24 protein-coding genes are annotated in these 26998 nt (G+C 60.7%); 17 read left to right on the top strand and 7 right to left on the bottom strand.

The annotated features are described in order from the left end of the window. Window positions 1-71: 71 nt before the first annotated feature. The gene (desA, locus tag AC3WN7_RS24730; protein ID WP_095964474.1) at window positions 72-1256 is read right to left on the bottom strand and encodes a delta-9 fatty acid desaturase DesA; all 1185 of its coding nucleotides are present in this window, start codon (window positions 1254-1256) and stop codon (window positions 72-74) included. A gap of 146 nt (window positions 1257-1402) precedes the next feature. Here desA and dibA point away from each other — a divergent pair, with 146 nt between their 5' ends. From dibA to AC3WN7_RS24700, 6 genes are all read left to right on the top strand, one after another. Then, the gene (dibA, locus tag AC3WN7_RS24725) at window positions 1403-3322 is read left to right on the top strand and encodes a phosphodiesterase DibA (RefSeq protein ID WP_102675382.1); all 1920 of its coding nucleotides are present in this window, start codon (window positions 1403-1405) and stop codon (window positions 3320-3322) included. A gap of 282 nt (window positions 3323-3604) precedes the next feature. Next, window positions 3605-3787 carry a sulfur starvation response protein OscA gene (gene oscA, locus AC3WN7_RS24720; RefSeq protein WP_007975618.1) on the top strand — a complete coding sequence of 61 codons (183 nt, stop codon included), beginning with the start codon at window positions 3605-3607 and terminating at the stop codon, window positions 3785-3787. 75 nt (window positions 3788-3862) lie between these two features. Then, window positions 3863-4876, top strand: coding sequence for a sulfate ABC transporter substrate-binding protein (locus tag AC3WN7_RS24715; RefSeq protein WP_095964476.1), 1014 nt, complete (start codon window positions 3863-3865; stop codon window positions 4874-4876). A gap of 151 nt (window positions 4877-5027) precedes the next feature. Next, on the top strand, window positions 5028-5846 hold the full coding sequence (cysT, locus tag AC3WN7_RS24710) for a sulfate ABC transporter permease subunit CysT (RefSeq protein WP_007972956.1): 819 nt from the start codon (window positions 5028-5030) through the stop codon (window positions 5844-5846). Between the two features lie 12 nt (window positions 5847-5858). Further along, window positions 5859-6728 (top strand): sulfate ABC transporter permease subunit CysW, encoded by an 870-nt coding sequence (cysW, locus tag AC3WN7_RS24705; RefSeq protein WP_007972954.1) that lies wholly within the window; start codon window positions 5859-5861, stop codon window positions 6726-6728. A 3-nt stretch (window positions 6729-6731) separates the two neighbouring features. After that, complete coding sequence (locus AC3WN7_RS24700; protein WP_015092978.1) at window positions 6732-7721, top strand: sulfate/molybdate ABC transporter ATP-binding protein; 990 nt, start codon at window positions 6732-6734, stop codon at window positions 7719-7721. A gap of 89 nt (window positions 7722-7810) precedes the next feature. Here AC3WN7_RS24700 and AC3WN7_RS24695 read toward each other — a convergent pair whose 3' ends face one another. Continuing rightward, the gene (locus AC3WN7_RS24695; protein WP_102675381.1) at window positions 7811-8335 is read right to left on the bottom strand and encodes an Mpo1 family 2-hydroxy fatty acid dioxygenase; all 525 of its coding nucleotides are present in this window, start codon (window positions 8333-8335) and stop codon (window positions 7811-7813) included. 84 nt (window positions 8336-8419) lie between these two features. Between AC3WN7_RS24695 and AC3WN7_RS24690 the strand changes: the two genes are divergently transcribed. Further along, window positions 8420-9106: a Crp/Fnr family transcriptional regulator gene (locus tag AC3WN7_RS24690; protein WP_095964478.1), complete on the top strand. Its 687-nt coding sequence runs from the start codon at window positions 8420-8422 to the stop codon at window positions 9104-9106. Between the two features lie 210 nt (window positions 9107-9316). Here AC3WN7_RS24690 and AC3WN7_RS24685 read toward each other — a convergent pair whose 3' ends face one another. After that, window positions 9317-10321 (bottom strand): AraC family transcriptional regulator, encoded by a 1005-nt coding sequence (locus tag AC3WN7_RS24685; RefSeq protein ID WP_102675380.1) that lies wholly within the window; start codon window positions 10319-10321, stop codon window positions 9317-9319. 100 nt (window positions 10322-10421) lie between these two features. Between AC3WN7_RS24685 and AC3WN7_RS24680 the strand changes: the two genes are divergently transcribed. Further along, complete coding sequence (locus AC3WN7_RS24680; RefSeq protein ID WP_102675379.1) at window positions 10422-11480, top strand: fatty acid desaturase; 1059 nt, start codon at window positions 10422-10424, stop codon at window positions 11478-11480. A 132-nt stretch (window positions 11481-11612) separates the two neighbouring features. Here the strand turns inward: AC3WN7_RS24680 and AC3WN7_RS24675 are convergent, their stop codons facing one another. From AC3WN7_RS24675 to AC3WN7_RS24665, 3 genes are read right to left on the bottom strand one after another with little or no spacing between them, the layout of a single operon-like run. Then, the gene (locus AC3WN7_RS24675) at window positions 11613-13223 is read right to left on the bottom strand and encodes an arylsulfatase (RefSeq protein ID WP_102675378.1); all 1611 of its coding nucleotides are present in this window, start codon (window positions 13221-13223) and stop codon (window positions 11613-11615) included. 15 nt (window positions 13224-13238) lie between these two features. After that, the gene (locus AC3WN7_RS24670) at window positions 13239-14054 is read right to left on the bottom strand and encodes an ABC transporter ATP-binding protein (protein WP_102675377.1); all 816 of its coding nucleotides are present in this window, start codon (window positions 14052-14054) and stop codon (window positions 13239-13241) included. Beyond that, the gene (locus AC3WN7_RS24665) at window positions 14051-15649 is read right to left on the bottom strand and encodes an ABC transporter permease (RefSeq protein WP_095964483.1); all 1599 of its coding nucleotides are present in this window, start codon (window positions 15647-15649) and stop codon (window positions 14051-14053) included. The genes AC3WN7_RS24670 and AC3WN7_RS24665 overlap by 4 nt, the downstream gene beginning before the upstream one ends. A gap of 395 nt (window positions 15650-16044) precedes the next feature. Here AC3WN7_RS24665 and AC3WN7_RS24660 point away from each other — a divergent pair, with 395 nt between their 5' ends. Continuing rightward, window positions 16045-17058 (top strand): ABC transporter substrate-binding protein, encoded by a 1014-nt coding sequence (locus AC3WN7_RS24660; RefSeq protein ID WP_095964484.1) that lies wholly within the window; start codon window positions 16045-16047, stop codon window positions 17056-17058. Window positions 17059-17182: 124 nt separating this feature from the next. On the opposite strand, the gene AC3WN7_RS24655 is transcribed toward AC3WN7_RS24660, so the two are convergent. Further along, window positions 17183-18103, bottom strand: coding sequence for a LysR family transcriptional regulator (locus AC3WN7_RS24655; RefSeq protein ID WP_102675376.1), 921 nt, complete (start codon window positions 18101-18103; stop codon window positions 17183-17185). Between the two features lie 183 nt (window positions 18104-18286). Between AC3WN7_RS24655 and AC3WN7_RS24650 the strand changes: the two genes are divergently transcribed. From AC3WN7_RS24650 to AC3WN7_RS24615, 8 genes are all read left to right on the top strand, one after another. Next, window positions 18287-19207 (top strand): TauD/TfdA dioxygenase family protein, encoded by a 921-nt coding sequence (locus AC3WN7_RS24650; protein WP_102675375.1) that lies wholly within the window; start codon window positions 18287-18289, stop codon window positions 19205-19207. 134 nt (window positions 19208-19341) lie between these two features. After that, window positions 19342-21702, top strand: a complete 2361-nt coding sequence (locus AC3WN7_RS24645) for a TonB-dependent receptor (protein ID WP_102675374.1) — start codon at window positions 19342-19344, stop codon at window positions 21700-21702. Window positions 21703-21961: 259 nt separating this feature from the next. Continuing rightward, the gene (locus AC3WN7_RS24640; protein ID WP_095964488.1) at window positions 21962-22771 is read left to right on the top strand and encodes an energy transducer TonB; all 810 of its coding nucleotides are present in this window, start codon (window positions 21962-21964) and stop codon (window positions 22769-22771) included. 44 nt (window positions 22772-22815) lie between these two features. Beyond that, window positions 22816-23541: a MotA/TolQ/ExbB proton channel family protein gene (locus AC3WN7_RS24635; protein ID WP_007972931.1), complete on the top strand. Its 726-nt coding sequence runs from the start codon at window positions 22816-22818 to the stop codon at window positions 23539-23541. Window position 23542: 1 nt separating this feature from the next. After that, complete coding sequence (locus AC3WN7_RS24630) at window positions 23543-23944, top strand: ExbD/TolR family protein (RefSeq protein WP_007972930.1); 402 nt, start codon at window positions 23543-23545, stop codon at window positions 23942-23944. Between the two features lie 275 nt (window positions 23945-24219). Then, window positions 24220-24801, top strand: coding sequence for an alpha/beta hydrolase (locus tag AC3WN7_RS24625; RefSeq protein WP_007972928.1), 582 nt, complete (start codon window positions 24220-24222; stop codon window positions 24799-24801). 55 nt (window positions 24802-24856) lie between these two features. Then, window positions 24857-25777 carry a sigma 54-interacting transcriptional regulator gene (locus AC3WN7_RS24620; RefSeq protein ID WP_095964489.1) on the top strand — a complete coding sequence of 307 codons (921 nt, stop codon included), beginning with the start codon at window positions 24857-24859 and terminating at the stop codon, window positions 25775-25777. A 268-nt stretch (window positions 25778-26045) separates the two neighbouring features. After that, entirely contained in the window at window positions 26046-26828 is a 783-nt protein-coding gene (locus tag AC3WN7_RS24615; protein WP_007972924.1) for a MetQ/NlpA family ABC transporter substrate-binding protein, read from the top strand. Window positions 26829-26998: the final 170 nt, after the last annotated feature.

Here is a 26998-nt window from a genome sequence, read left to right as displayed (position 1 = left end):
GTGTCAGTCACCTTTTATGTCGACTGGCACGACCCCTTCGCGAGCAAGCCCGCTCCCACAGGTTTTGTGGCTCAAACGGCGGCAGGGCGCAGGGAGTAGGTTTTCAACTGATCGGCGAAGTCGCGCAGGGATTGAATCCCGCTGGCTTCGGCTTCGTGTACCCAGTCCTTGATGGCCGCCAGCATGTCGTGGCCATTTGAGCTGGTCTTGACCCAGATCTGCTGCAGGGCCAGGCGTTTCTCGTAAATTACCTTCAACGCCTGACTGTGCTCGAGCATGTTCTGGATGCGTACATGGTGTTTGTCATCCAGCAGGCTGGTCTCTCGCGAAAGCAGGCGTTTGGCCCGGTGGAACTGGTGACGTACCGAGTGATCGACCTTTTCCAGCTCTTGCTTGACCAGCGGGCCGATCACCAATTTGCGGTACTGGGCCATGATCTGGAAGCGGTTGTTGAGGATCGCCATGGCGGTGTCCATGTCCAGGTTGCCCTTGCCTTCGACGCGATGGGCAATCGGCGCAACCCGTTGAACCTTGGCCAGGCGCAGGAAGCTGAAGACTTTGATCCACGCCCAGCCCAGGTCGAATTCCCACTTCTTCACCGACAGTTTTGCCGAATTAGGGTAGGTGTGATGGTTGTTATGCAGTTCTTCGCCGCCAATCAGGATGCCCCACGGCACCAGGTTGGTCGCCGCATCGCGGCATTCGAAGTTGCGGTAGCCGATGGCATGGCCCAGGCCATTGACCACGCCGGCGGCCCACACCGGGATCCACATCATCTGGATGGCCCAGATGGTGATGCCGATGGTGCCGAACAGCAGCAGGTCGATAACGGCCATGATCGCCACACCCAGCAGCGGGAAGCGGCTGTAGAGGTTGCGCTCGATCCAGTCTTCGGGGCAGTTCTTGCCGTAGATGCGCAGCGTCTCGGGATTTTCCGCTTCGGCGCGGTACAGCTCGGCGCCTTTGCGCAGCACCGTGGACAGCCCTTTGATGACCGGGCTGTGCGGATCATCGACGGTTTCGCATTTGGCGTGATGCTTGCGGTGGATGGCCGTCCACTCGCGGGTGTTCTGCGCCGTGGTCAGCCACAGCCAGAAACGGAAGAAATGCTTGAGGCCCCCATTCAGCTCCAGGGAGCGGTGGGCCGAGTAACGATGCAGATAGACCGTAACGGCGATGATCGTGACGTGGGTCATCAGCAGGGTGACTGCTACCAGTGACCAGGCTGACAAGCCAAGTAAACCTTCGTACCACATAGGCTGTAGGGCCCTCGATAAAGAAAAAACAGCCGTTGCATTATCACTAAGCCCACACAGAAAACCAGTCGCCCTTTCAGATAAGAGTGGCTGGATGTGTCTTTAAACTATAATTCCAACCTTTTCGTATGGACATGGATTGCCGGATGCCTGCCACCTATCGTGATGCCTTGCGTGCAGCGCTGCTCTATCTGTTGCTTTCTGTGGTTTGGCTGCAGATCAGTGGCTATTTATTAAACAGTTTCTTCGATAGCTCCGCCGAGCGACTGCGATGGCAACTGATCAACGGTTACGTTTGGGTGCTGTTCAGCGCCGGATTGATCTTCATTGCCCGGGCGCGGCTGCTGCGGTGTCTGGGTATCGGCGCCAAACTGCGTGAGCGCGATGCCGACCGCATGCGCTTGCGACAGGCGACGGCAGTGTTCGACTGCACCCGCGAAGGGGTGCTGGTCACCAATCGGGAAGGCGCAATCGTTCATGTGAACCGGGCCTTTATGGAGATCACCGGTTATGACGGTGAGGAGGTGCTGGGGGAGCGGCCCAATATGTTCAAGTCGGGGCGCCATCCCGCGCAATTCTATCAAGCGATGTTCGCCACGCTTGCAAGCGCCGGGGAGTGGAGCGGGGAAATCTGGAACCGGCGCAAAAGCGGCGAAATTTATCCGCAATGGCAGACAATCCGCCTGATTCATGACGACGACGGCCAGCCGAGCCAGTATGTGGCGGTGTTTTCCGATATCAGTGCAATCAAGAACTCCGAACACGAGTTGATGCACCTGGCGCACCACGACCCGCTGACCGACCTGCCGAACCGTCTGCTGTTCAGCGACCGCGCCGAACAGGCCCTGGCCTCGGCGCAGGTGCACAAGCGTGGTTGCGCGCTGCTGATGATCGATCTCGATCACTTCAAGATGATCAACGATAGCCTCGGGCATACCGTTGGCGATCAGTTGCTCAAGGCTGTAGCCGGGCGCCTGAAAGGTATGTTCGATCCCGGCATTACCCTGGCTCGGCTGGGTGGCGACGAGTTTGCCGTGCTGGCCGAATGCTGTCCGCAGTTGGTCCAGGCGGCTGCGCTGGCGCAACGGATCATCAACGGACTGAAAGAGCCGTTTGCTATCGATGGACATCAGCTGTTCATCAACACCAGCATTGGCATCAGCCTGTTCCCCAGCGATGCCTTGAGCGTTGAACAATTGTTGCGCAACGCCGATTCGGCATTATTCAAGGCCAAAAGCACCGGTCGCAATGACTACGCGCTCTACACCGAAGAATTGACCGCCCATGCCCAACAACGCGTCGAGATCGCCTTCGAATTGCGCCGCGCCCTGGACCAGCAAGAGCTGCAGGTTTATTACCAGCCGGTTCACGACCTCAAGACCAGCCGCCTGGTGGGTGTCGAGGCGCTGGTGCGTTGGCAGCACCCGCAGCGGGGGCTGGTGTCACCGGCGGAATTCATTCCTGTCGCCGAACGAACCGGTCTGATCGCCGAAATCGATGCATGGGTCATGGCGCAGGCGTGCCGGCAGATGTGTCAGTGGCAGCAGGATGGCGTGGTGCTGTCGTTTGTGGCGGTCAACATTTCTTCGCGCCTGTTTGCCCATCGCGAGTTATATCAGCAGGTGGCGCAGGTGCTGCACGAAACCGGGCTGGAACCGGCCTGTCTGGAACTGGAAGTGACCGAAAGCGCGGTGATGGATGATCCGGAGGTCGCGCTGGAGCAGATGCATCGCCTGCGCGAGTTGGGGGTGCGCCTGGCCATCGACGACTTCGGCACGGGTTACTCATCGCTGTTGCGGCTCAAGCGCCTGCCGGTGCAAAAACTGAAGATCGACCAAGGCTTCGTCGCCGGATTGCCGTGGGACGAGGATGATGCGGCGATCTCGCGGGTGATCATCGCTCTGGCCCAAAGCATGGGCATGCAGGTTCATGCCGAAGGGATCGAGCAGGTCGAACAGGCGGCTTTCCTCCTCGAGCAGGGCTGTGATCTGGGCCAGGGCTACTGGTTCGGGCGGCCGGTGCCGGCAGGGCAGTTGAACTGGGCTCATGCGCCGGTGATCGCGTAGGAGCGAGCTTGCTCGCGATGAACTTCAACGATGACAAGGGCTGCCTGAATGAACGCGGTGCCTCCTGCCACCATCGCGAGCAAGCTCGCTCCTACAGGGGGTTTGCGTACGTTTGAAAGGTGCAATCCCTCGCAAAGCCTTGTCTTGTCAGATAATGTTTTCTGGTTATATAAACATTCTTAAATAGTCTTTTTAAGAATATCAAGACCTCACTAGTATTGCTCCCAAGCCGCAAGCAGTGCCGACACTGCGAGGCAATCTCTCAGTTGAAGGAGCAGCAATATGAGCGCATCCCTGCGTAGTGTCGACGGTCAAGACGAAGCCACCATTCTGCGTGAAATCCAGAGCGCCCTGCGCGATCTGCGTTTTGGTGCCGTGGAAATCACTGTGCACAACGCGCAGGTGGTGCAGATCGAACGCAAAGAAAAATTCCGCTTGCAGCAGCCGGGCAACAAGCCGGGCTGAGGCGAATCAGGCACCGCGATTTCCGATATCCCATAAGAAAAAGCCAACAAACCAAGAATTCCAGGAGCTTTCACCATGTCGTCGATTCGTCATTTCGCTTTGGCCGCCCTGGCCAGCGCCCTTTTTGCCGGTTCCGCAGTTGCCAAGGACTACGAACTGCTCAACGTGTCGTACGACCCGACCCGCGAGCTGTATCAGGACTACAACGCCGAATTCGTGAAGTTCTGGCAAAAGGAACATGCCGGCGACACCGTGAAAATCCAGCAATCCCATGGTGGCTCGGGCAAGCAAGGCCGAGCGGTGATCGATGGCCTGCGTGCCGACGTCGTGACCCTGGCCCTGGCCGGTGACATCGACGAAATCGCCAAGCTCGGCAAGACCCTGCCGGCTGACTGGCAAAAGCGCCTGCCGGACGCAAGCACGCCATATACCTCGACCATCGTGTTCCTGGTGCGCAAGGGCAACCCTAAAGGCATCAAGGATTGGGGTGACCTGATCAAGAATGACGTTTCGGTGATCACGCCGAACCCGAAAACCTCCGGCGGTGCGCGCTGGAACTTCCTCGCGGCCTGGGCCTATGGCCTCAAAGCCAATGGCGGCGACGAAGCCAAGGCCAAGGAATACGTGCAAACCCTGTTCAAGCACGTGCCCGTGCTGGACACCGGCGCCCGCGGCTCGACCATTACCTTCGTCAACAACGGCCAGGGCGACGTGTTGCTGGCCTGGGAAAACGAAGCCTTCCTGGCCCTGAAAGAAGAGGGCGGCGCCGACAAGTTCGACATCGTCGTGCCTTCGCTGTCGATCCTTGCCGAGCCACCAGTGGCGGTGGTCGACAAGAATGCCGAGAAAAAGGGCAACGAGCAGATCGCCGAAGCCTACCTCAAGCACCTGTACAGCCCGGCCGGCCAGGAAATCGCGGCGAAGAATTTCTATCGCCCGCGTGACAAGGACGTGGCCGCCAAGTACGCCCAGCAGTTCCCGAAGCTGGAGCTGGTGAGCATCGACAAGGACTTCGGTGGCTGGAAAGCCGCACAACCGAAATTCTTCAATGACGGCGGGGTGTTCGACCAGATCTACCAGGCGCAATAACCTCGCTTAAGCTACATAACATGTGGGAGCGGGCTTGCTCGCGAAGGCGGTGTGTCAGACGACATCATTGTTGACTGATGCTCCCTCTTCGCGAGCAAGCCCGCTCCCACAAGGATGGGTTTAGTTGATCGCTTTTTAACCAAGGACTTTTATGTCGCGTCGTATCTCCCCCGTCATACCCGGCTTCGGGCTGACGCTGGGCTACACCTTGGTGTACCTCAGCCTGATTGTGCTCATACCACTGGCGGCGATGTTCGTGCATGCCGCTCAACTCACCTGGGATCAGTTCTGGGCAATCATCTCGGCGCCACGGGTGCTGGCGGCGCTGAAGCTCAGCTTCGGCACCGCCCTGTGTGCCGCAATCATCAACGGCATCATCGGCACGCTGCTGGCCTGGGTATTAGTGCGCTATACCTTCCCTGGACGAAAAGTGATCGATGCAATGATCGACCTGCCGTTCGCATTGCCCACGGCAGTGGCCGGTATTGCGCTGACGGCGTTGTACACCCCTACCGGTCTGGTCGGTCAGTTTGCAGCGGATTTGGGTTTCAAGATCGCCTACACCCCCCTGGGCATCACCCTTGCCCTCACTTTTGTGACACTTCCATTCGTAGTACGTACCGTACAGCCAGTATTGGCGGACATACCTCGTGAAGTCGAAGAAGCGGCGGCGTGCCTGGGTGCAAAACCATTGCAGGTTTTCCGCCATATCCTGCTGCCGGCACTGCTTCCGGCATGGCTGACCGGTTTCGCGCTGGCCTTTGCCCGCGGGGTCGGCGAGTATGGTTCGGTGATTTTCATCGCCGGCAACATGCCGATGAAAACCGAGATTCTGCCGCTGCTGATCATGGTCAAACTCGACCAATACGATTACACCGGCGCTACCTCCATTGGTGTACTGATGCTGGTGGTTTCCTTCGTCCTGTTGCTGCTGATCAACTTGTTGCAGCGACGCATCGAAACCCCATAAGGAGGCGCACCCATGTCCCAATCGTCTATTGCTGCCGCTTCCTCGAACGCTGCCCGTCGTGGCAGTGCGACTTCGCGGCGAATCCTGATCGGCCTTGGCTGGCTGATTTTTGCCCTGTTCCTGTTGCTGCCGCTGTTCATCGTGGTGTCCCAGGGCCTGAAGCTCGGTCTTGGTGCGTTCTTCACCGCGATCTTTGAGCCGGACGCGTTGTCGGCACTGAAACTCACGGTCATCGCCGTACTGATTTCGGTGCCGCTGAACCTGGTGTTCGGCGTCAGCGCCGCCTGGTGCGTGAGCAAGTACTCGTTCCGCGGCAAGAGCATGCTGGTGACGCTGATCGACCTGCCGTTTTCGGTGTCGCCGGTGATCGCCGGTCTGGTCTATGTGTTGATGTTCGGCGCCCAGGGCCTGTTTGGCCCATGGCTGCAGGACCACGACATCCAGATCGTCTTCGCCCTGCCGGGCATCGTGTTGGCGACGATTTTCGTCACCGTGCCGTTCGTGGCCCGTGAACTGATCCCGCTGATGCAGGAACAGGGCACTCAGGAAGAGGAGGCCGCGCGTCTGCTCGGCGCCAACGGCTGGCAGATGTTCTGGCACGTCACCGTACCCAACATCAAATGGGGCCTGATTTATGGCGTGGTGTTGTGCACCGCCCGGGCCATGGGTGAGTTCGGTGCAGTGTCGGTGGTTTCCGGGCACATTCGCGGGGTGACCAACACCCTGCCGTTGCACGTCGAGATCCTCTACAACGAATACAACCACGTGGCCGCGTTCGCCGTGGCGAGCCTGTTGCTGATCCTGGCGCTCTTCATCCTGCTGCTCAAGCAGTGGAGCGAAAACCGTATTAACCGCCTGCGCGCCAGCGCCGCGGAGGAATAATTCATGTCGATCGAAGTGCGTAACGTCAGCAAGAATTTCAACGCGTTCAAGGCGCTGGACAACATCAGCCTGGACATCCAGAGCGGCGAACTCGTCGCGTTGCTCGGCCCGTCGGGCTGCGGCAAGACCACGCTGCTGCGGATCATTGCCGGCCTGGAAACCCCGGACAAGGGCAACATCGTGTTCCACGGTGAAGACGTTTCCGGCCACGACGTGCGTGATCGCAACGTCGGTTTCGTGTTCCAGCACTACGCCCTGTTCCGCCACATGACGGTGTTCGACAACGTCGCGTTCGGCCTGCGCATGAAGCCGAAAAACCAGCGCCCGAGCGAAAGCCAGATCGCAACCAAGGTTCACGAGCTGCTGAACATGGTGCAACTGGACTGGTTGTCGGATCGCTACCCGGAGCAACTCTCCGGCGGCCAGCGTCAGCGCATTGCCTTGGCCCGGGCGCTGGCGGTGGAGCCGAAAGTGCTGCTGCTCGACGAACCTTTCGGCGCTCTCGACGCCAAGGTTCGCAAGGAGCTGCGCCGCTGGTTGGCGCGTCTGCACGAAGACATCAACCTGACCTCGGTGTTCGTGACCCACGACCAGGAAGAAGCGATGGAAGTCGCCGACCGTATCGTGGTGATGAACAAGGGTGTGATCGAGCAGATCGGCTCACCGGGTGACGTCTACGAAAACCCGGCCAGCGATTTCGTCTATCACTTCCTTGGTGATTCGAACCGCCTGCACCTGGGTGAAGACAACCACGTGCTGTTCCGCCCGCACGAAGTGTCGCTGTCGCGCCATGAACTGGAAGATCACCACGCGGCCGAAGTGCGCGATATTCGTCCGCTGGGCGCGACAACGCGGGTGACGCTGAAGGTCGAAGGGCAGAGCGATCTGATCGAGGCCGAAGTGGTCAAGGATCACGACAGCCTGATCGGGTTGGCGAAGGGTGAGACGCTGTTCTTCAAGCCGAAGGTCTGGCAGAAAGTCGCCAACATCTAAGGCAAAAGCTTCGCGAGCAAGCTCGCTCCCACACTGATTTGCGTCGTTCACAAATCCAGTGTGGGAGCGGGCTTGCCCGCGAATGCGATCTAGACAGCTGCACGCTTCGGATTGAGGCGCACCCCACCCACCCGCGCCTCGATCTGCTCTTTGAGCTCATGCCGCATCCCCAGCATGAACGCCAGCTCCGCCACCACGAACAACGGCCCGACAATCAACCCGGTCACGTCATCGACAAAAGCCGGTTTGCGCCCTTCGTAGTGATGGCCGACAAACTGGATCGCCCAACCGATCACGAACATCGCCACGCCGCTGCCCAGCCAGACCAGCGTGTTTTGCTCTGCCAGCGCATGACCGGCCCACACGCACAGCCCGAGCAACAGGGTCATCAACACGCCCAGGCGCAATTCCAGGCGCAGGTAAAACCACGCCGATGCCAGCGACACAAGCACCGCCGGTGACAGCCACACGCCACCCAGCGACCACTGCGGCCGGGACAGCAATACCGCGACGGCGACCACGATCAGCGGAATACCGATAAAGTGCGATGCAATATTGCGCGGATCACGGTGGTAGGCGGCGTATTGACTGAGGTGGTCGACGAGGCTTCTCATTGTTGTTCTCCTGTGGGGGTGATTGATCATGCCCCGGGGCCACTTCCCGCTCTGTCAGCCAGGCGACAATCTCTAGGAGTTTTCATGGATATGCAGGTCTGGCGCCCACGCCTGATGAGCGGTCAGTGGTTCAGCCATTTGCCTGTTTCCCTACAGGATAGCCTGCTGTCGGTGGCCAGGCTGCGGCGCCTGTCGCCGGGCCAGCGGCTGTTCAAGCGCGGCGATCCGCCCTGCGGCCTGTACGCGGTGCTTGAAGGCGCAGTACGCGTCGGTGCTGTGAGCGAGCAGGGCAAGGAAGCCTTGCTGAGCCTGGTGGAACCGCCACACTGGTTCGGCGAGATCTGCCTGTTCGATGGCCAGCCACGCACCCACGATGCCTACGCCGTGGGCCAGTGCACACTGCTGCACATTCCCCAGAACACCTTGCTGGTGTTGCTCGACGAGCATCCGCAGCACTGGCGGCAACTGGCGTTGTTGATGAGCCAGAAGCTGCGCATGACCTTCATCAACCTCGAACAATTGAGCCTGTTGCCGGCCCCGGCACGGCTGGCACACCGCTTGCTGATGATCGCCGAAGGCTATGGCGAGACCACCCCGCCGCGGCGCGTCCTGCAACTGCCCCAGGAACAGCTTGCCGCCATGTTGTCGCTGTCGCGCCAGACCACCAACCAGATCCTCAAAGAGTTGCAGGGGCAGGGGATCATCGGGCTGAGTTACGGCGAAATCGAAATCCTCGATGCCGAGCGGTTGCGGACACTGGCCACGATCTGACGGCGAACACCGAACCATTGTGGGAGCGGGCTTGCTCGCGAAGGCGTCAGCTCAGGTATATCAATTTCAACTGATACACCGCTTTCGCGAGCAAGCCCGCTCCCACAGTGGATCTGTGTAAATCACAAGATTGTGGTCACCGATAAAAAAACAGCGGGAGCGGGCTTGCCCGCGATGGGGCCAGACCAGCCAACTCACCTTCCGAATCAATCAGCGCAACCCATCCCGAAACTGCCCCGGCGTCATCCCGGTCCAGCGCTTGAACGCGCGACTGAAGCTGCTGGTATCGGCAAACCCGAGCAGATAGCTGATTTCGCTCAGCGACACCTGCGGGTCCCGCAGGTGCAGCAGCGCGAGGTTTTCGCGGCTTTCGTTGAGCAGCGTATCGAACCGGCAGCCCTCATCCGCCAGGTGCCGCTGCAGGCTGCGCAGGCTCAGGTGCAGGGCCTTGGCGATGTGTTCGGCGCTGGGTTCGCCTTCAGGCAGTTGTTCTTCAATGGCGTCGCGGACCTTGCGCTCCCACGTCAGCGGCTTGAGTTGCGCCAGGGTGCGCTTGAGCACGGTTTCGTTGTGTTCGGCCAGTTCCGGGTTGGCATCGTCCAGGTGGCTGTCGAAGTCGACGAGGGCGAATTCCAGCCGGTCTTCGTCGGCACCGAAGTGCACCGGCGAGCGAAAGACTTTATGCCATTGGTGCGCGTCTGCCGGCTCCGGGCGGCGCAGGTAAGTCTCCAGCGGTGCGTATTCACGGCCCAGGCGATTGCGGCAGGTGCGCACGTAAATCGCCATGAACGCATCGATGGCTTCGAAGGCCGGGGCGGGATTGCCAGCGGGGATTTTCAGACGGAAACGGTAGCGATCCTCGGCGCGAGTCAGTTCCAGCTCCAGGGCATCGCTGACCACCTGGTGATAGCGCACGATACGCTCGAACACTTCCCGCAGGCTGCCGCTGGCCACCAGCGCATAACCCAGCGCATGGAAGGTGGTCGGGCTGACGAAACGCGAAACCCGCAAACCGATCGCCGGGTCGCCGCTGGCCTGCACCGCCAGATTCCACAGGTGTGTGGTGCCCGACAGGGGATAACGCGCGTTCGGGTCGTCCATCAGTTGCGGGTCGAGCCCCGATTGCTGGCACAGGGCGGTGCTGTCAATGCCCAGGGCATCGAGCTGCTTGCGCAGGGCGCGGGTCCAGCTGGCGAGGGAGGTCGGTTCAGTCATGCTGATTGGCGCTTCCAGTCAACAGGTTGGCGTTCACGGCTACCGCATTGCGAGGTTCCGCAAGGCAGGATGCAACCATCAATAACCAGAGGATGGAAGCATGGACCGTACTTCTGCAAGCCCCCAACGACTGAATGCAGCCCAACGTTCAGCCCATATCCGTGAAGTGGTGCTGGCCAGAGGTGTCGAATTGCGTGAGAAATACCCGGTTCTCAAGCATCAGGACGCTCTCGGCGCAGGCATTCTGACCTTCGCCATCGCCGGTATGGTCGGTTCGGCGGCGCTCTACATGAGCGGGCACATGGCCTGGTGGGCGTGCCTGTTGCTCAATGCTTTTTTCGCCTCGCTGACCCATGAGCTGGAACACGACCTGATCCACAGCATGTACTTCCGCAAGCAGAAAGTGCCGCACAACCTGATGATGGGATTGGTGTGGCTGGCGCGGCCGAGCACCATCAATCCCTGGATTCGCCGCCATCTGCACCTCAATCACCACAAGGTGTCGGGCTCTGAGACCGACACGGAAGAGCGCGCCATCACCAATGGCGAACCCTGGGGTTTTGCGCGGCTGTTGATGATCGGCGACAACATCATGTCCTCGGTCATCCGCATGTTGCGGGCCAAGACCTGGGCAATGAAGTTCAGCATCATTAAGCGCACGCTGAAGGTCTATGCACCGCTGGCGCTGATGCATTGGGGCGCGTGGTACGTCTTTCTCGGCTTCCACGCAGCGAACGGCGTTGCGTACCTGATGGGCGCACCGATCGAGTGGTCGGCGACGACGTTGTCGGTGATGCAGGTGATCGACATCGCGGCCGTCGTGATCATCGGCCCGAACGTGTTGCGCACCTTCTGCCTGCACTTCATCAGCTCGAACATGCATTACTACGGTGACGTGGAGCCGGGCAACGTGATGCAGCAATGCCAGGTACTCAATGCCCCTTGGCTGTGGCCGCTGCAGGCGTTCTGCTTCAACTTCGGCAGCAGCCACGGGATCCATCACTTTGTGGTGAAGGAACCTTTCTACATCCGCCAGTTGACCGTGCCGGTGGGGCACAAGGTGATGCGCGAGATGGGTGTGCGGTTCAATGACTTCGGTACGTTTGCGCGGGCTAACCGGTTTGAGCGCAGGGAAAAGGGGCGTACGGCTCAGGCTTAAGGGTTGTCTGTAAGGGCCTCTTCGCGGGCAAGCCCGCTCCCACAAGGGATCTCGGGTGTTCACAAGTAATGTGTTCACTGAAGATCAAATGTGGGAGCGGGCTTGCTCGCGATAGCGGTGCATCAGGCAACATCAATCCGGCTGAAACGGCGACTCACTCAATATCACCCCAGTCTCATCCACATACCGCTGCCAATGCTCGATCAAGGCACTGAGCCGCTGCGGCTGGGTCGACGCCAGGTCATGAATCTCCCCAGGATCACTGCCCAGGTCATACAGCTGCCAGGTCGCCGGCCCCACCGGTCCCGGGATGTACACCGCCTTCCATTGCCCCTGGCGAATCGCCCGTCGACCGAACAATTCCCATCCGGTCACGGTGTGGTCGTCATGCACGTGCGCCGTCTCGCCCGACAGGAACCCCAGCCACGACTTCCCGCGAACGTCTGCCACGGGTTTGCCGTGCCATTGCTTGCCCGGATGGCGCACACCGGCCAAGTCCAGAATGGTCGGCGTGATGTCCATCACTGTGCCAAACCCGTGGCTGATCTGGCCCTTGAGCGGCAGCTGCGGGTAATGCACCAGCGCTGGCACGCGAATCCCGCCTTCGGTGGTGAAGGCCTTGAACAGTCGCGACGGCGCGGTCGCCACTTGCGCCCAGTTCGGCCCGTACCAGACGTAGGAGTTGGCGCGGCCGATGTTGTCCAGGCTGTTGTCGTAATGCTGGTTGAGATAAGTCAGCAACTGCGGGCCGAATTTCGGAAAGGCCTCCAGCAACGCCCCTTCGGCGCCGTTATCGGACATGAACAGGATGAAGGTGTTGTCCAGTTGTCCCTGCTGGCGCAAGTAATCGACGACACGCCCGATGTTCCAGTCCATGCGTTCGACCATTGCCGCATAAACTTCCATGGCTCGCGCAGAAATCTGCCGCTGTTCATCACTCAACGCATCCCACTGTGCGCTCAGCTGGATCAGGGGATGCGGCTCGACATCGGCCTCGATCAATCCCAGCTTCTTGAGTTTTTCCAGGCGTTCCAGCCGCAGCACTTCAGGGCCGGCGTCATAGCGCCCGCGGTATTTTTCCACCACCTCGGCCGGCGCCTGCAACGGCCAGTGCGGTGCGGAAAAGGGCAGGTAGGCGAAGAACGGCCGGGTCTGGTCGCGCTCCTTGAGGTATTGCAGCAGCTTGTCGCCGAAGGCGTCGGAGGAATAAAAATCCTTCGGCAGTTCGTCGATGAACCGGTCGTCTTCGATATACAGCGCTGGTGTGGACTTCAGCAGCCGTGGCGTCGTTTCATCGTAGGTCGGCTCGAAGCCGTAATGGTTGGCCGCACCGGGCAACAGCGAAAACGAACGCTCGAAACCCCGGGCGTGGGGTGCCCGTTCTGCGGTCAGGCCCAGGTGCCATTTGCCGCTCATCAACGTCTGGTAACCCGCCTCGCGCAGCAGCTCGGGCAGGGCGACCACGCGGTCGTTCAAGTGCCCTTCGTAGCCTGGTTTACCGATCAGGTCCGGGGTCAAGGCTTCGGCCATGGTGCCGATGCCGGCGATGTGGTGATCGGTGCCGGTGAGCAGCATCGAACGGGTCGGCGAGCAGGTCGGCGCGGTGTGGAAATCGGTCAGGCGCAAGCCATTGTTGGCCAGGGCATCGAGGTTTGGTGTATTGATTTCGCCGCCAAAGGCGCCGAGGTCGGAAAAGCCCAGGTCATCGGCCAGGATCACTAAAAAATTGGGACGTTGCGGCATCAAAAATTTCCTTTTTCAGTAGGCAATGAAGGACAGCGGCAGATCGCGGACCTGCACCGGCACGGGAGGCTGGTAGTGACCGTCGCTGGTGAGTTCGTGAAGCAGTTCTTCGCGCAATTGGTGGAAGTCGAAACTGCTGCGCTGGCGTGGATGGGGCAGGGCAATGTCGACCACTTGCTTGATCCGCCCCGGACGCGGCTCCATCACCACCACGCGGTCGGCGAGGAAGATCGCTTCCTCGACATCGTGGGTGACCAGCACCGTGGTGATTTTTGCCCGCGCGCGGATCGCCAGCAGTTCGTCCTGCATCTGCTGGCGGGTCAGCGCATCGAGGGCGCCGAAGGGCTCGTCCAGCAGCAGAATCCGCGGGCTGGCCACCAGGCCTCGGGCGATGGCCACGCGCTGCGCCATGCCGCCGGAGAGCTGGTGCGGATAGGCACGGGCGAAGTCGCCCAGGCCCACCAGTTCGATGAAGTCATGGATACGCTGGTGCTTTTGCGCGGCGCTCAATGGCTCGTTGACCAGGCCCAGGCCGATGTTGTCGGCCACGCTCAGCCACGGGAACAAACGGTGTTCCTGAAAGACGATGCCGCGCTCGCCACCGATGCCGGTGACGGCTTTGCCGTCGACGCTTATCTGCCCGCGAAATTGCCTGTCGAGGCCCACCAGCAGCCGCAGTAAAGTGGATTTTCCGCAACCGCTGGAGCCGACGATGGCGACGAACTCGCCCTCGGCGATGTCCAGGTTGAATTCGCGAATGGCCTCCAGTTCGAAGCCATCGACGTCGAAGGTCTTACCCACGTGATTGAAGCTGACAATCGGTGCGTTCATGCGTGTCTCCAGCGAGTGGCGCGGATTTCCAGGCGTTGGCCAATGAGGTTGAGCAAGGCGCCGGTCAGGCCCACCAGCAACATGCCGGCCATGATCAGGTCCATGCGCAGCAGTTGCTGGGCGCCGATCATCTGGCTGCCGATGCCGCCGTTGGACGGCATGAAATATTCGGCGCCGATGGTGCCGAGCCAGGCGTAGATCAGGCTCAGGCGAAGCCCTGCGAATATTCCCGGCGCCGCCCCCGGCAACACCAACCGACGCAGGCGCTGGGGCAGGTTCAGGCGCAGCACTTGGGCCGCCTCATTGAGTTGTGGCGAGAGATTGGCGACGCTGCGTTGGGTGGCGATGAACAGCGGAAAAAACGCGGCGAGGGCGACGAACACCCACTTGGCCAATTCCCCCAGGCCGAACCACGCGGTGAGCAGCGGCACCCAGGCGAAAATGGCGATCTGGCGGAGGGCGGCAAGGGTCGGGCCGAGCACGCGTTCACCGGTGCGCGACAGTCCCAGCAGCAGGCCCAGAGCAAAGCCGAGCCCGCCACCGAGCAGCAGCCCACCAAGGGTTCGGCCCAGACTCAGGGCCATGCCGCTAATCAGCGTGCCGTCGAGCAGGCCATGCCAGGTGGTGTGCAGGACGGCCAGCGGGCTGACCAGAATGTTCGGGTCAATCCACTGTTGATCCGTGCTCAGTTGCCACAACGCCAGCAGCGCCAGTGGCAGCAGCCACGGTTGCAGGCGTTGCCAGCCTTGATAACGCGGCCCGCGACGGATTTCGGCGGTGGCGGGGTGCGGCCAGTGCACCAGCGTCCTGTCCAACAGACCGATGCCACGATCCATCGCCACACCGATCAAGCCGATCACCACAATGCACACGAAGACGATGTCGAGCATGAACAACTGGCGTGCCCAGACCATCAGGTAGCCGATGCCTTCGCTGGACGCGAGCAGTTCAACAGCGAGCAGCGAGGTCCATCCGGCGGCCAGCGCAAGGCGCACACCGGCCATGAAGGCCGGCAGCGCGGCGGGCAGCACCAGGCGGCGGATCAACAGGTGCCCGGGCAGGCGCAACACGGCGGCGGCTTCGCGCAGCCTGGGTTGCGCGTCGCGCACGCCGACCAGTGTGTGCAGGGTCACCGGCACCACGATCGCCTTGATCAGCACCACCAGCTTCAGCCCTTCACCGATGCCGAAAAACACCATGAACAAGGGAATCCAGGCCAGGGTCGGGACTTGCGCCAACCCGGCGAAGGTGGGAAATACCAGGCGCTCCAGTCGACGACTGAAACCCAGCGCAGCACCCAAAACTGCACCAGCGCTGATCCCGGCCAGCAGCCCCCAGAACAAGCGTTGCAGGCTGATCCACAAATGGCTCCACAGCTCGCCTTGGGACAATTCAACGGCGCTGCTCCAGACCAGGGTCGGTGCCGGCAGGATCTGCTCGCTCATCCAGTGGTTGCGGCTGGCGAGCCACCAGAGGGTGAAAAGAGCGGTGGGTAACAACCACGGCAACAAGTGTTGGCCCAGGCTCGGCCATGTTCGCTTGTGTTCAAGCGATGGCGCGGCCAGTGGCAGGCTGAGCAGGGAAACACGGGCCATGAGAGACCTCCGTTGTCTTCCTGTGGGAGCGGGCTTGCTCGCGAAAGCAGTGTGTCAGGCAACAATGGGGTGACTGACACGCCCTCTTCGTCGGAACGCCGCCCGGAGCAAGCCCGCTCCCACAGGGTTTGATGTGTATTCGAAATTGATCTATAAAAATTATAAATAATTCTATTTAGAGATAAGCAAGGCCATTTAAGGCTTGGGAGCGCGCACGCATCCAATGCATTCGAAGAATATTTTCAATGCTGCCAAGGCATACCCGGCGGAGAGGTCCGCCGCTGTTGATATAGATCCATATGATCTAAAAATGTGAATTTATAGTATTTAAATGTTGGTTCTGATTCGGCCTACTTTCGGCTCATCAACGCCCGTTGCCCCAAGGAGCCGTACCCATGAACCTTCCCTTCAAACGTGTCATCAGCCTGTTCGCCGCACCGGCCCTGGCGGGTCTGCTGGCCTTCACGGCCAACGCCGGTGAGCTCAAGGAAATCCGCATCGCCGTGCCGGACCTGAGTGCCGGTACGCAGCACAGCGGTGGCGGTGTAGTGGATGTGTTGCGCGATCAACAGATCTTTGAAAAGGCCTTTGCCGATCAAGGCATCAAGATTCAGTGGAGCTTCTTCAAGGGCGCAGGCCCGGTGATCAACGAGGCGTTCGCCAACGGTCAGGTGGACCTGGCCTACCTTGGTGACCTGGCAGCCATCATCGGCAAGTCCAATGGTCTGGATACGCGATTGCTCAGCGCCTCGGCGCGCGGGGTCAAGCACTACCTCGGCGTGGTACCGGGTTCGGGGATCAAGACCCTGCAAGACCTCAAAGGCAAACGCGTGGCGATCTTCCGTGGCACGGCCAGCCAGTTGTCCTTCGATGCGGCGCTGGCCAGTCAGGGGTTGAGCGAGAAGGATGTGAAAGTCATCAACCTCGACTTCAACGCGGCGGTGGCGGCGCTGGCGGCGAAACAGATCGATGCCTCGTGGGGTGGTTCCGGGCTTACCGCATTACAGGCCAAGGGACTGGCCGAGCTGCCTTTGACCACCAAGGACCTGGGCGGCGCCGGCAGTGTGCAGGCCGTGTTGGTGGGGACCGGGAAGTTCGTCGACGAGCACCCCGAGGCGGTCGCCACACTGCTCAAGGCTCAACAGCAAGCGGTGGCGTGGTTAACCCAAGATAGCAACAAGGACGCTTACGTTCAGTTGGTGTCGGGGTTGGCGAGTTACCCGCCGGTGATTCTCAGCCAGGATCTGAAGGATCAGAAATTGAGCGAGGTATTCCCGTCGACACTCGATCCGGTGTTCCTTGGCAAATTGCAGGATGCGGTGGACCTGGCATCGCAGCAGAAGCTGATTCGCAAGTCGTTCAAGGTAAGCGATTGGGTGGCGCCGGAGTTGGCTGCGGCAAAACTTTGAATTTTCAGTGAGCTCACTGGCGCCATCGCGAGCAAGCTCGCTCCCACACTGGATTTTTGTCGTACACAAATTTTGTGCCCGATAGAGATCCCCTGTGGGAGCGAGCTTGCTCGCGATAGGGCCATCAAACCGCAACGCTGATCTGCTGCCTGTCCACCGCCACCAACGTCTCGATCATCGCCCGCGCCGCCGGCGACAACCGGAACCCGGTGCGACTGACAATCCCGCACCGCGCATTCATGCTCTCGATGTTCTGCGGCAAATTACGCCAGTGCAGCAGCACCAGCGAACCCTGGGCAATGTCCTCGATGAACGCCTCTTGCGTGCCCACGCCGATGGCGTTGGATTGCAGCACCACCTTCACCAGCGCCGGAAAATGTTCGGTCTCGAGGGTCGGCGAAAAATCCACCCGCCCACTGAGGTTCGCCAACAGTTTGCGAATGCCTGGCGGGATCTTCGTGGTCGCCAGCGGGTAATCGAACATGTCGTTGGTCGACAGGCTCTCCTTGGCCAGCAGCGGATGCCCCGGACGGCAGAAAAACACACCGCGTTTGGGCGTCAGCGCCTGGGTCTGGAAGTTCGGGTCGGACTCGAAATGGCGGATGTCGGCGATGAAGAATTCGATCTCCTCACGGCTCAGGGCGCGGCTGAGTTTTTCCCAGTTATCCACTTCGAAGCAGGTGCGCACTTTCGGGTGTGCATTGATGAATTGCGCCACCGCATCCGGCACCAGTTTTACCGCCGGCGCCGGGCCGCAACCGAAGCGCAGTTCACCGGCATCGAGCTTGGTCATCTGCGTCACTTGCGAGCTGAGCAGCGCCGCACCCTGCACCAGGCTGCGGGCATGTTGCAGCACCACCAGGCCTTCGGGGGTGGGGCGCAAATCCTTGTTGCCACGGTCCACCAGGACGCAGCCGAACTCGTGCTCCAACCCCTGAATGCTGCGGCTGAAGGCCGGTTGGGTAATGCCCATGGCCTCGGCCGCGCGCACGAAACTGCGGTGTTCGTCGAGGGCGATGAAGTAACGCAACTGGCGAAGATCCATATGCTTTTCCGGCATCCTAAAAATAGCTCGAAGGCATTTGCGACGAGGGTTGACTGAGGTTTTAAATGCAACCTCTTATTCCGTCAACGAAGCATGTTGATATCTATTAGATCTAAATAGAATATAGATAGAGCAGTGTTTCGCGGCCGGTTCAACCGCAAGCAGTCTGATGAGGGTCTACCCATGAGCAATGCCGCTTTCGCAGTACAACCCGCTGTTCACGCGCTTGAAATCCACCCGGTGGCCGGTCGCATCGGTGCCGAAATCCGTGGCGTACAGCTTTCCGGCGAGCTGGATGCCGCCACCGTTGAAGCCATTCAACAGGCGCTGCTGCAATACAAGGTGATCTTCTTCCGCGAGCAGACCCAACTCGACGATCAGCGCCAGGAGGCGTTTGCCCACCTGCTCGGCGAGCCGGTGGCGCACCCGACCGTGCCGGTACGTGAAGGCACGCGTTTTCTGCTGGAACTGGACGGTGCCGAGGGCCAGCGTGCGAGCTCCTGGCACACCGACGTGACCTTCGTCGAGGCCTACCCCAAAGCCTCGATCCTGCGCTCGGTGGTGGCCCCGGCTTTCGGTGGCGACACCCTGTGGGCCAACACCGCCACCGCCTACAACGGGTTGTCGCAGGAGCTGCGTGAGCTGGCCGACAAACTGGTCGCCGTGCACAGCAACGAATACGACTACGCCGGCACCCGGCCGGACGTTTCGGCGGAGAAGCTGGAGCGTTATCGCAAGGTCTTCACCTCGACGGTTTACGAGACCGAACACCCGGTGGTGCGCGTGCACCCGATCAGCGGCGAGAAGAGCCTGTTGCTGGGGCATTTCGTCAAACGCATCAAGGGCTATTCCCAGGCCGATTCGGCGCACCTGTTCGGGTTGCTGCAAAGCCATGTGATCCGCCAGGAAAACATCGTGCGCTGGCGCTGGAAGGCCGGTGACGTGGCGATCTGGGACAACCGCTCCACCCAGCATTATGCGGTGGATGACTACGGGACCCAGGACCGGATCGTGCGCCGTGTGACGCTCAAGGGCGAAGTGCCGGTGGGTGTGAACGGGCAGGTCAGCCAGACGGTGAAAGGGCCGGATATCGACGGCGTCTGAGCCGACGCCTTCGCGGGCAAGCCCGCTCCCACAGGGGATCTCCAGTGTTCACACGGTCAGTGTGGGAGCGGGCTTGCCCGCGAAGGCGGCCTGGCAAGCAACAAAGAACTTTTTTTGATCGGGAACCCCGCCTTATGAGTCCGTTGCACTTTGCTCAAACCTCCTCACCCCAACGGCTCAAACGCCTGCCCCTGGCCCTGCTACTGGCAGGCAGTGCCAGCTGGACCCAAGGCTATGCGGCCGAAAGCGCCACCCCTGAAACCATCCCGGCAAAAACCGCCACGGCCGACAATGCCCAACTGGCAACCGTGACGGTCACGACTCGCCGCCGCGAAGAAAGCTCGCAAGACGTACCCACCCCGATGAGCGTAGTCAGCGGCCAGACCCTGGAAGCCCAGCGGGTCTATCGCATCCAGGATTTGCAGCAACTGGTGCCCAGCGTCAACGTCGCCTACATGCATGCGCGCCAGTCCAGCGTGTCGATTCGTGGCTTGGGCAACAATCCGGCCAGCGATGGCCTGGAAGGCAGTGTCGGCCTGTACCTCGATAACGTATACCTCGGCCGGCCAGGCATGGCTGTATTCGACCTGATGGACATCGAGCAGCTCGAAGTGCTGCGCGGTCCGCAAGGCACCTTGTTCGGCAAGAACACCACCGCCGGCGTGATCAACATCAGCACCCGCGCGCCGACCTTCACCCCGGAACGCAGCATCGAGTCTTCGGTGGGCGAGGATGGCTACTTCCAGACCAAGGGCACGATTTCCGGCCCGCTGAATGACCAGCTCGCCGGGCGCTTTTCTGCGTATCGCACCCGCAGCGACGGCGATATCAAGAACGAATTCGACGGCCACGATTTGAACGGCGGCTCGCGCGATGGCTTCCGTGGCCAGTTGCTGTTCAAGCCGAACGAATCGTTCAACCTGCGCTGGATCGGCGACTACAACGAAGAAGATTCCAGCGCCGGCACCCGCGTGTTGTTCAACACCGGGCCGACCATCAATGGCACCAACCTATACCAGACCCGGGCCAATGCCGCGGGCGCGACACTGGTCGACGGCACCCACCGCAAGGTCAACCTGAACAACGACCAGCATGTCACCGTGCATCAGGGCGGCACATCGGTGGAGGCCAACTGGACGCTGCCGAGCGACTTCACCCTGACGTCCATCAGCGCCTATCGGTGGTGGAATTTCACCCCGCGCAATGATGACGGCCTGAACGCAACCGTCTTCTACAACGCCGGGGTTTCGGTGGAGGACAAGCAGTACTCCCAGGAGTTTCGCCTGGCGTCGCCTACCGGCGGGTTCTTCGATTACGTGCTCGGCGCCTATTACTTCGGCTCCGACCTGGACAACAAATCCTTCACCTTTTACGGGCCGCAAGCAGATATCTGGAGTGGCACGCCCACCGGTGCGCTGAACAACATCGACAGTGTCGGCAACGGTCATATCGAAACCAACAGCTTCGCGCTGTTCGCACAGGGCACCTGGCACCTGACCGAACGCCTGGATTTCACTGCCGGCCTGCGCGGCACCTATGAAGAGAAGAACGCCTGGGTGACCCGCAATGCACCCGCCGGTGGTGCCGCAGTCACCGGCGCGGCGGCCGCGGCACGACGTGCTCGTGCGGGCGCCTACGATTCCGGCGATCTGAACCAGTACAGCGCCAGTCCTTCGGGCCTGTTGAACCTCAGCTACCACCTCACCGACGACCTGCTCACCTACGCCACGTTGTCCCACGGCGAAAAATCCGGTGGGGTCAACCTGGCCGTCGGTATGGCACCGGTGGCCGGTGCCGACTCGCTGCTGATCGGCACCGAGCGCGCCAACAACGCCGAACTCGGCTTCAAGAGCACCCTGTGGGACCGTCGCCTGCAACTCAACGCCAACCTGTTCTGGACCCAGGTCAACGGCTACCAGACCAACGCCTACGACGACGTCAATCGCGTGCAGTACCTGACCAACGCCGGTTCCGTGCGCTCCCGTGGCGTGGAGTTCGAAAGCACCCTGATCCCGCTACGCGGCCTGACGCTGAACATCAACGGTTCGTACAACGACGTCAGCTACCTCTCCTACAAGGATGCACCGTGCCCGCCGGAAGTCAGCCTGGCGCCGGGTGCTCCGGCGTCTTGCGACCTCAGTGGCCATCAAGTGGTCGGCGCCTCGAAATGGATCGGCAACGCCAACGGCGAATACAAGTGGAACCTGAGTAATGGCTTCGAGGAGTACGTCACCGCCAGCTATGCGTTCCGCTCCAAAGCGGTGGGCACGGTGGAAGACTCCGACTTCGGGCAGATCCCGAGTTATGCGGTGGTCAACCTGTCAACCGGACTGCGCGGTGACTTCAACCAGGGGCAGTGGGACGTTTCGTTGTGGCTGAAAAACGCCTTCGACAAAACCTACTACACGACGCTGTGGACGGCCGCCAATGGTGGTTATGAAGGCCTGCTCGGTACGCCCCGCACGTTGGGTGTGACCGGCCGATACGACTTCTGACGGCGAAAACGCATGCTTCGAATGAATACTTTCAATGCCCGAAAAGCATCGGATTTTATCCACTACGCCGGAGCCCTTGAACGACGGGCTCTGGCGGTGGGTTGAGGGTTTTATTTATTCGTTTTGAGTCTAAATATAAGTTTAAACATTACTTTAAGAGCTAAGCGTTCAAGCCAATGATTGCTCTACCGGGGCGTCGTCGGGGGATGTTCAGCACGACGTTCCGGTTATCCGCAAAGAGACCGCAGGGAGTTAAACAATGGGCAATGTCCAGATCGCCACCGGTGCACATGAGGTGCTTTGGCGCCAGGCACCCGGTGGCGAATTGGTCGACCTCGGCCGACCGCACCGGGTGCCCTTGGGGCAGTTGCGTTTGCAGCGAGCCCCCAAAGGCGTCCTTCGCCGGCGTGAAGCAATTGTGTTGGGCGTGCTGGCGTTGCTGGTGCATGGCGCGGTGATCTATTGGGTCAATCAGCAACCGACCCCGGTACTGCCGATCGTGCCGCCAGAAGTCCCGCCCATGACTATCGAGTTCTCCCGTCCGGCGCCCGCGGTGGTCGAGCCGCCGCCACCGCAACCTGTGCAACCCGTGATTGAGCCGCCACCGCCTGTGGAGGATGAACTGGCGGTGAAGCCGCCTCCACCGAAGCCGGTTCCCAAGCCCAAACCGGTCGCCAAACCGCTACCGAAACCGGCGCCAAAAGCCGTTGAGCAGCCACCGGCGCCAGCGAAGCCGGCAGCACCTGTCGCGGCCCCGGCGCCACCTGCACCACCGGCTCCTGCGCCCGTAACACCGGCCTCCGCCACCGCCGGCTACTTGAAAAACCCGGCGCCGGAATACCCGTCGCTGGCCCAGCGTCGCGGCTGGGAAGGCACGGTGTTGTTGCGCGTGCATGTGTTGGCCAGCGGCAAGCCCGGCGAGATTCAGATCCAGAAAAGCAGCGGTCGCGATGCACTGGACGACGCCGCGCTGAATGCGGTGAAACGCTGGAGTTTCGTGCCGGCCAAGCAAGGTGATGTCGCCCGGGATGGCTGGGTCAACGTGCCCATCGATTTCAAGATTCATTAAACAGAAACCAATTTCGCGCGAAACGTTTACACGAGGAATACATCATGACGTTACTGGCCTCTCCACTTGAATCCATCGAAAGCGCGGTGATCTGGCTGCTGGTGGTTTTTTCCGTCGCGACCTGGGGCCTGGCATTGCTCAAGGGCGTGCAGTTCGGTCGGCTGAAGGCACAGGATCGAAAGTTTCATCAGCAGTTCTGGGCCGCTTCGAGTCTCGACTCGGCGGCCGAACTGAGCGAAACCCGGCCCGGCGCGGCCGCCCGGGTGGCGCAGGCCGGTTATGCGGCCATCCAGGTGGGCGAGACGCCACAGGCGGCGGACTTGAGCCAGGCGATCAACCATCAGGATCGTCTGGAGCGAGCCTTGCGCCAGCAGATCGTGCGCGAGCGCCGGTCGCTGGAAACCGGGTTGGCCGTGCTCGCCAGTATTGGCAGTACCTCGCCGTTCATTGGCTTGTTCGGCACGGTGTGGGGAATCATGGAAGCGTTGAAAGGCATCAGCGCGGCAGGCTCGGCAAGCCTTGAAACGGTCGCCGGACCGATTGGCGCGGCACTGGTCGCCACGGGTGTGGGGATCGCCGTCGCGGTGCCGGCGGTGCTGGTTTACAACTACTTTTTGCGGCGCTTGAAACTGACGGCGGCGGACCTGGATGACTTCGCCCACGACTTCTACAGCCTGGCGCAGAAGAGTTCGTTCCGCGTGCTGATCCACCCGACGGCGCACAAGGTGGCAGCCCAGGGCAACGCGCAGAAAGTGAAGGAGGCGTCCTGATATGGCCTTCTCCACGCAAGACACTGACGAGGTGCTCAGCGAGATCAACGTGACACCGCTGGTGGATGTGATGCTGGTGTTGCTGGTGGTGTTCATCGTCACCGCACCGCTGCTGACCAACGCCATTCCGATCAACCTGCCCAAGACCGAGGCGGTGGCGCCGGTGGAGCAGAAGGATCCGTTGGTGGTGAGCATCGACGGTGCCGGCAAACTGTTCATCAACAAGGACGAGATACAGCCGGACTTGCTGGAGTTCAACCTCAAGTCGGCGAAGGCCAAAGACCCCGAGGTGCGCGTGCAGTTGCAGGCGGACGATGGTGTGAATTACGGCGAGGTGGCGCGGGCCATGGCATCGATTGAACGGGCAGGGATTACCAAGCTGTCGGTGATTACTGCGCGTTAACAGGTTTTCGTTTTCCGGGGCCGTCTCCTTGGCAGGGTGCGGCCCTTTTTTTGGACTGGATTTGATCCCTGTGGGAGCGGGCTTGCTCGCGAATGCGGAGTGTCAGTCTACAAGGATGTTGGATTTGATGGCCCCTTCGCGAGCAAGCCCGCTCCCACAGGTTATGTGTTTTATATTCTATATGGGTCTTAATAAATAGCTTCTTATTCCTTAACGAATATAACTCTCCTCCCTATACTCGACCGGGAACAGACACGCAGCAGGAGAGCTCCCCCATGCGCAACGAATCAATTCGCTACCTGATTGTGCCGGGCTGGCAAGGATCGCCAGAAGATCATTGGCAAAGCCACTGGCAGAACAGCCTGCCGAACAGCGCACGGGTGGAGCAGGCCGACTGGCTGACGCCGCGCCGTGAAGACTGGGTCGCGGCGCTGGCTGAGGCGATTGCCGCCGACAGCACGCCGGTCATCCTGATCGCCCACAGCCTGGGTTGCATCACCGTCGCCCATTGGGCGGCCACCGCGCCTGTGCAGTTCCTGCGTCAGGTGCGCGGTGCCCTGCTGGTCGCACCGGCGGATGTCGAGCGCCCGGCCTGTGCACCGGCCTTGCGCAACTTCGCGCCGATCCCGACGGATCTGCTGCCGTTCCCCAGCCAGGTTGTCAGCTCCGACAACGACAGCGCCGTCAGTGCGCCGCGAGCCCTGGAGCTGGCGCGCAACTGGGGGGCCGAGGCGGGGATTCTGGCGGGGGCGGGGCATATCAACGTGAAGTCCGGTCATCAGCGTTGGGAGCAGGGTTTTGCCTATCTCTATCGCCTGCAAAACCGCATGGAACACCACGCCCTGCGCCGCGCTTGAACACTTTCTTTATTTAACGCCCCCGTCTCCCGGCGGTTTTGGGCGGGAGTCTGCCATGAGCTTTGAAACCTTCGGTCAGCCGCTGCTGACCTTTCCCGACGCCGAAAAAAGTCCCCTGAGCATCCGCGCCAAGGCGCTGGTATTTGTCGATCCGCGTTCGCGGCAATTACGTGAAGACCTTGAGCAACTGGCCACGCGTTCAGTCTCGGTGCTGATCCGTGGCGAAACCGGCACCGGCAAGGAGTTGCTGGCCCGTCATATCCACCGCGCCAGTGATCGCGGCGGGTTGTTCGTGTCGGTCAACTGCGGCGCCATCAGCCCGACCTACGCTGACGCCGAGCTGTTCGGTTATGCGGCGGGCAGCTACAGCGGTTCGGCGAGCAGTCGTGCCGGCTGGTTCGGTTCGGCCAACGGCGGCACGCTGTACCTGGACGAAATCGGTGACCTGCCGCTGCCGATCCAGATCAAGCTGCTCGCCGCCCTGGAGAACCACGAGGTCACCCGCGTCGGCGCTCAGCAGCCGAGCCCGGTGGATGTGCGGCTGGTGGCGGCCACCAGCATCGACCTGGCCCAGGCGGTGGCCGCCGGAAAATTCCATGAACGGCTCTATCACTACCTCAGCGAAGGCCCGCTAGAACTGCCGGCGCTGCGCGAGCGTACGGGGGACATTCTGCCGCTGGCCGAATACTTCCTCGGCATCTACAGCCAGCGTCTCGACCTGCCGGTGCCGCTGATCAGCGAAGCCGCGCAGCTTGTGCTGGAACGCCACAGTTGGCCGGGCAATACCCGTGAGCTGGAAAACGTCATTCACTTTGCGCTGCTGGTGAGTACGGGCGACGAGATTTTGCCGGAGCATTTGAATTTGCCTGATCCGCTGGCGCAGATCGACAGTCAGATTAAGCAGATTTTCGACAATGGATCAGCCGCCGAAAAAGACGCCTTGAAACAACTGCTCGCAAACGCCGGATTTCTGTAGGAGCGAGCTTGCTCGCGAGAAACCCACAGACGCCGTTGGGTATCAGGTTTGGCGCGTTTTCGTTCACGACCATCGTCGGAACGCCGCCCGGAGCAAGCTCGCTCCTACAGTTGTATGAACAAAATGGAATATGAAGCTGAATAAACGTTATTGTTCGGGAATAAAAAATCCCGGTATTGTCCGCTTCACGCCAGCGATAGCACTTCACTGGCACTCTCATCTTCAAGCCGTCGCCACAAGCGACTGTGATTTTCGATAAGGACACTGCATGAAAAAGGTTCTGTTGTTCACCGCACTGGCGGCTGCCCTGACCGCGGGCCTGGCCCAGGCTGGCGAGAAACTGGTGGTTGCCGCGACCCCGGTTCCACACGCCGAGATTCTCGAGCTGATCAAGCCAACCCTCGCCAAAGAAGGCGTGGACCTGGAAATCAAAGTCTTCACCGACTACGTTCAGCCGAACGTGCAGGTCGACCAGAAGCGTCTGGACGCCAACTACTTCCAGACCCTGCCGTACCTCAAGAGCTTCAACGAAGGCAAAGGCACTCACCTGGAAACCGTGATCGGTGTTCACGTCGAACCGTTTGGCGGCTACTCGAAGAAAGTCAAAACCCTGGCTGAGCTCAAAGACGGCGCGACCATTGCCATTCCGAACGAAGGCAGCAACAGCGGCCGTGCCCTGATCCTGCTGCAGAAGGCTGGCCTGATCGAGTTGAAAGACCCGAAAAACGCCTTGGCCACCCCGAAAGACATCGCCAAGAACCCGCACAACTTCAAGTTCAAGGAGCTTGAGTCGGCCATGCTGCCGCGTGTGCTGGATCAGGTCGACCTGGACATGATCAACACCAACTACGCGCTGGAAGCGGGTCTGAACCCGGCTAAAGACGCGCTGGTGATCGAAGGTGCCGACTCGCCTTACGTGAACTTCCTGGTGGCCCGTCCAGACAACAAGGACAGCGTTGCCATCCAGAAACTGGCCAAGGCCCTGACCAGCCCGGAAGTGAAAGCCTTCATCGAGAAGAAGTACAGCGGCGCGGTGTTGCCAGCGTTCTGATTCGCGAAGCAAACCCCTTCAAGGTTTCAAACGCCGACGGCTGATTTAGCGTCGGCGTTTTTTTACGACTGAAGATCAAAAGATCGCAGCCTAAACGGCAGCTCCTACATTGGAATGCGTTTCCCTGTAGGAGCTGCCGAAGGCTGCGATCTTTTTTGGATCAGGCCGGC

The organism is Pseudomonas sp. FW305-70, assembly GCF_058783925.1.
Note: the sequence above shows the minus strand (reverse complement) of the source record. Positions and strands in the feature narration are given on the sequence as shown.

Excerpts from the sequence above, each read along its gene's own strand:
- AC3WN7_RS24670 (WP_102675377.1), bottom strand. The coding sequence starts at position 14,054 with ATGAACGCACCGATTGTCAGCTTCAATCACGTGGGTAAGACCTTCGAC.
- AC3WN7_RS24650 (WP_102675375.1), top strand. The coding sequence starts at position 18,287 with ATGAGCAATGCCGCTTTCGCAGTACAACCCGCTGTTCACGCGCTTGAA.
- AC3WN7_RS24620 (WP_095964489.1), top strand. The coding sequence starts at position 24,857 with ATGAGCTTTGAAACCTTCGGTCAGCCGCTGCTGACCTTTCCCGACGCC.
- AC3WN7_RS24635 (WP_007972931.1), top strand. The coding sequence starts at position 22,816 with ATGACGTTACTGGCCTCTCCACTTGAATCCATCGAAAGCGCGGTGATC.
- AC3WN7_RS24695 (WP_102675381.1), bottom strand. The coding sequence starts at position 8,335 with ATGAGAAGCCTCGTCGACCACCTCAGTCAATACGCCGCCTACCACCGT.
- cysW (WP_007972954.1), top strand. The coding sequence starts at position 5,859 with ATGTCCCAATCGTCTATTGCTGCCGCTTCCTCGAACGCTGCCCGTCGT.
- oscA (WP_007975618.1), top strand. The coding sequence starts at position 3,605 with ATGAGCGCATCCCTGCGTAGTGTCGACGGTCAAGACGAAGCCACCATT.
- AC3WN7_RS24685 (WP_102675380.1), bottom strand. The coding sequence starts at position 10,321 with ATGACTGAACCGACCTCCCTCGCCAGCTGGACCCGCGCCCTGCGCAAG.
- cysT (WP_007972956.1), top strand. The coding sequence starts at position 5,028 with ATGTCGCGTCGTATCTCCCCCGTCATACCCGGCTTCGGGCTGACGCTG.
- AC3WN7_RS24640 (WP_095964488.1), top strand. The coding sequence starts at position 21,962 with ATGGGCAATGTCCAGATCGCCACCGGTGCACATGAGGTGCTTTGGCGC.
- AC3WN7_RS24645 (WP_102675374.1), top strand. The coding sequence starts at position 19,342 with ATGAGTCCGTTGCACTTTGCTCAAACCTCCTCACCCCAACGGCTCAAA.
- desA (WP_095964474.1), bottom strand. The coding sequence starts at position 1,256 with ATGTGGTACGAAGGTTTACTTGGCTTGTCAGCCTGGTCACTGGTAGCA.
- AC3WN7_RS24690 (WP_095964478.1), top strand. The coding sequence starts at position 8,420 with ATGGATATGCAGGTCTGGCGCCCACGCCTGATGAGCGGTCAGTGGTTC.
- AC3WN7_RS24700 (WP_015092978.1), top strand. The coding sequence starts at position 6,732 with ATGTCGATCGAAGTGCGTAACGTCAGCAAGAATTTCAACGCGTTCAAG.
- AC3WN7_RS24625 (WP_007972928.1), top strand. The coding sequence starts at position 24,220 with ATGCGCAACGAATCAATTCGCTACCTGATTGTGCCGGGCTGGCAAGGA.
- AC3WN7_RS24715 (WP_095964476.1), top strand. The coding sequence starts at position 3,863 with ATGTCGTCGATTCGTCATTTCGCTTTGGCCGCCCTGGCCAGCGCCCTT.
- AC3WN7_RS24655 (WP_102675376.1), bottom strand. The coding sequence starts at position 18,103 with ATGGATCTTCGCCAGTTGCGTTACTTCATCGCCCTCGACGAACACCGC.
- AC3WN7_RS24630 (WP_007972930.1), top strand. The coding sequence starts at position 23,543 with ATGGCCTTCTCCACGCAAGACACTGACGAGGTGCTCAGCGAGATCAAC.
- AC3WN7_RS24660 (WP_095964484.1), top strand. The coding sequence starts at position 16,045 with ATGAACCTTCCCTTCAAACGTGTCATCAGCCTGTTCGCCGCACCGGCC.
- AC3WN7_RS24675 (WP_102675378.1), bottom strand. The coding sequence starts at position 13,223 with ATGCCGCAACGTCCCAATTTTTTAGTGATCCTGGCCGATGACCTGGGC.
- AC3WN7_RS24615 (WP_007972924.1), top strand. The coding sequence starts at position 26,046 with ATGAAAAAGGTTCTGTTGTTCACCGCACTGGCGGCTGCCCTGACCGCG.
- AC3WN7_RS24665 (WP_095964483.1), bottom strand. The coding sequence starts at position 15,649 with ATGGCCCGTGTTTCCCTGCTCAGCCTGCCACTGGCCGCGCCATCGCTT.
- AC3WN7_RS24680 (WP_102675379.1), top strand. The coding sequence starts at position 10,422 with ATGGACCGTACTTCTGCAAGCCCCCAACGACTGAATGCAGCCCAACGT.
- dibA (WP_102675382.1), top strand. The coding sequence starts at position 1,403 with ATGCCTGCCACCTATCGTGATGCCTTGCGTGCAGCGCTGCTCTATCTG.